The organism is Acinetobacter sp. UBA2063 (assembly GCF_002333245.1).
GTDB lineage: Bacteria > Pseudomonadota > Gammaproteobacteria > Pseudomonadales > Moraxellaceae > Acinetobacter > Acinetobacter parvus.
In genome coordinates this window covers 1-3,181 of sequence record NZ_DDAH01000139.1, presented here as the reverse complement: position 1 = coordinate 3,181, position 3,181 = coordinate 1, and the positions used below count along the sequence as shown (strand labels likewise).

The 3,181-nt window shown below is 44.2% G+C and carries 3 protein-coding genes; all 3 read right to left on the bottom strand.

Translation table 11 applies throughout. From position 1 onward, the window contains the following. Nucleotides 1-68: 68 nt before the first annotated feature. The 3 genes from mltB to B4H32_RS06300 all read right to left on the bottom strand — a co-directional run bounded on the left by mltB (nt 69) and on the right by B4H32_RS06300 (nt 3,139). A complete protein-coding gene (gene mltB / locus B4H32_RS06310; RefSeq protein WP_004682314.1) occupies nt 69-1,070 on the bottom strand; it encodes a lytic murein transglycosylase B in 1,002 nt (333 codons plus the stop codon). Between the two features lie 20 nt (nt 1,071-1,090). Continuing rightward, nucleotides 1,091-2,233 carry a rod shape-determining protein RodA gene (gene rodA / locus B4H32_RS06305; protein ID WP_004682312.1) on the bottom strand — a complete coding sequence of 381 codons (1,143 nt, stop codon included), beginning with the start codon at nt 2,231-2,233 and terminating at the stop codon, nt 1,091-1,093. A 246-nt stretch (nt 2,234-2,479) separates the two neighbouring features. Next, entirely contained in the window at nt 2,480-3,139 is a 660-nt protein-coding gene (locus B4H32_RS06300) for a hypothetical protein (protein WP_004679678.1), read from the bottom strand. Nucleotides 3,140-3,181: the final 42 nt, after the last annotated feature.

The following is a 3,181-nucleotide window of genomic DNA, read 5'->3' as shown; positions in this document are numbered from 1 at the left end:
CGCTCTTCCGATCTACCCTTTTTGAACCATAAATTTATTGACTTTCAGATTTTGTTTAAAAAATCGGGTTATCTTCCTGCGACTTCAGTGCCTAATAACCACACCGCTGTGGCATACATTCGACTCTTATTATAAGTCGTGATTACTTGGAAATTTGGATAGGTGATGTAATAAATAGGTCCAAATTGGTCTTGTAATTGAATAACATTTACTAAATCAAGATCATCTATTTTTACCAACGGGTCAATAGGCGCAATACCCAGTCTTTTCAGCTCTCCATACGGAGTTGGCAGGGTTAAATCCTTGGCAATAATGCTGTCTGGATTGTTGCCAAGATAGCGGGCGGGGAAGCCAATTGGACGATCCCGTTGCCAGCCATGTTGGGCCAAATAGTTCGCAATTGAACCGATTGCATCAACGGCTGAATTCCTTAGATCAATATGGCCATTTCCATCATAGTCAACGCCTAACTTTTGAATGTTGCTTGGCATGAATTGTGGATAGCCGATTGCACCCGCATACGAACCGACGATGCTATTAGTTGGGTAGCTTTCCTTATATGTCCATGCAATCAGTGCTGCCAATTCATCACCAAAATAGTCTGCCCGACGTGGGTATCCAAAGGCCAGTGTTGCAAGCGCATCCCGTGTGATGAAAGAGCCTTTATTGGCGCCATAACCTGTTTCTACGCCTAAGATTCCCAGAATGACCGACTTAGGCACACCAAACTGCTGTTCTGCGCGATTCAGGGCATCTTCATACTGGCTTTTAAAGCGAGCGCCACGTTGAATAGTGCCCTCAACCAGAAACATTGAGCGATATTCATACCAGGGCTTGCTTTCACCAGGACGGGTCATGATATTCAGGATATTGGGCAGGTTGCGTGCCCCACTCATGGCGGCATCTACCTGCTCACTGCTCAGGCCATAAGTGTTCATGGCCTTTTGTTTAAATGCAAAATAATTGGGATGAGTGAAAAATTCATTTGCCTGCGCCCAGTTACTACTCAAAAATAGGCTGGCACTCAAGGTAACAAGTTTAAAAGTTTTATTTAAAGTTTGATGAAACATAATGTTTATATCGTTCCTCATTATCGATGTGTATGAATAGACATCACCAGTCCAAATGTTGACATAAGGGTAATAATTGCAGTGCCACCATAGCTCATAAACGGCAAAGGCACACCCACTACAGGTAAAATACCACTGACCATGCCAGCGTTTACAAATACATAAACAAAAAAGGACAAACCAAATGCGCCCGCGACCAGACGACCATAGTTATGGAAGCTTTGCAGGCCTATCTGGAACGTTCTGAAAATAATGGCGCAATAGAGCAGAATCAGTAGGCTGACCCCAATCAGGCCAAATTCTTCGGAATAGGCCGCAATAATAAAGTCGGTATGCCCTTCTGGCAGAAAGTGCAGATGGGATTGTGTTCCCTCCAGAAAGCCCTTGCCTGAGAACCCGCCTGATCCAATCGCTGTTTTTGACTGGATGATGTTCCAGCCTGTCCCTAAAGCGTCCGCTTCAGGGTTAAAAAGGGTTAAGACGCGCTGACGCTGATAGTCATGCAGTAAAAACTCCCATGCAATTGGGATGATCACGGCCACAGCACCCGCTGCCGCCGCAATCAATCGCCATGACAGGCCACTTAGAAACAGAACAAAAATTCCGCTGGCAAGAACCAGTAATGAAGTTCCCAAGTCGGGCTGCTCAGCAATCAGCAAAAATGGAATGACAATCAAAACCAGAGACAGAATTACCTGAGAAAAGCTGGGTGGTAGTACCTTGCGCGACAGGAACCATGCAATCATCATCGGCATGCCAATTTTCATAAATTCGCTGGGCTGGACGCTACCGAAACCAGGAATATCAATCCAGCGTTGTGCCCCCATACGCACTTCACCAAAAATCACCACTGCAAGCAGCGACAGCACAGCAAAGATATAAAAGTAGGGTGAGAATGCCTGATAAACCTTGGGAGGAATCTGTGCCAGACTGAACATGACCACAAAGCCAATGCCAAAACTCATGGCCTGCTTGCTAACCAAGCCGACATCCTGAGCAGAAGCACTATATAAAACGGTCAATCCCAGCAGGGCATTCAGCACAAGAAACAGGCAAAGCCAGGGGTCGATATGCAGTTGTTGCCAACGGGATAACTGGGTTGCTGTGCTCAAGCCGTCACGCGGCGCTTGACGTAGAAATTTATACTGGGAACTAGGTGCCATGCGAGTGTAGATCGGGAAATCAATGCTTGGCGAATGCTAACATAAATGCGGATTTAGAGCGTGCAAATTTAGAAAATGTGACATTTATAAGCATTCAATCTATAGAATGAAATGGCAATACATTTGTTCATAGGATTTATACCATAAAATGCTATAAATCAACCTAATAGATGAGTAGGGCTGTAGTGCATACGCCCAATAAAAAGCGATGGTTTCATGACCATCGCTTTTGCATCATTTGCTGAATTACTTTTGAACCAATAACTGATCAAAATGTTTTGCAAATACTTCAAGTTCACCTTGGCTTAAACCTGGGATGAGCTTGTTGATCACAATGTGAACGGCTGTTTCGACACCACTGGTTGCAACGCTCGCAACACCGCGTTTCATCATGCCCAGACCCAGCGTTTTGTTAAATTCGGTCATGAAGTGGTGAGTCAATGCATCAGCAAAAGTTTTAAATTGCTGGGTTAATGCATCACGTTGTGCCTTGCCATTTCCAGCAGCGACTTCTGCAAAGCTTTTTTTCATGTCAGCGACCAGCGTATCAGGTAGAACCGTACCAATACGTTGTTGACCATCATTGTCAGTAAACAGGCTTTTTTCCATAAACGACAACGATTCAAGAACCTGCTCGTTCGATGCCTTGCCTAATAATTGCTTAAGTAAAGTCTCAACAATGCCACGGATTTTGATTGCAAGTTTCTCGGTGGTGTCACGCTTATCACTTGGCGGAAACTTTTGAACCAGCTTAATCAGCATGTTATCTAATAATTCATCAGTCAACTGTAGAGAAATTTTGTCACGCAACGGATATTGTGGTTCTTTACTGTCACGGTTGGCTTGTGCAAGTTTAATATCCTGACTCAAACCTGCTGATGGAAGAATACCGAAATAACTGGTCATTGAAGAACGTCCTCTATATCAAATTTATCCGAATAGCCGTAA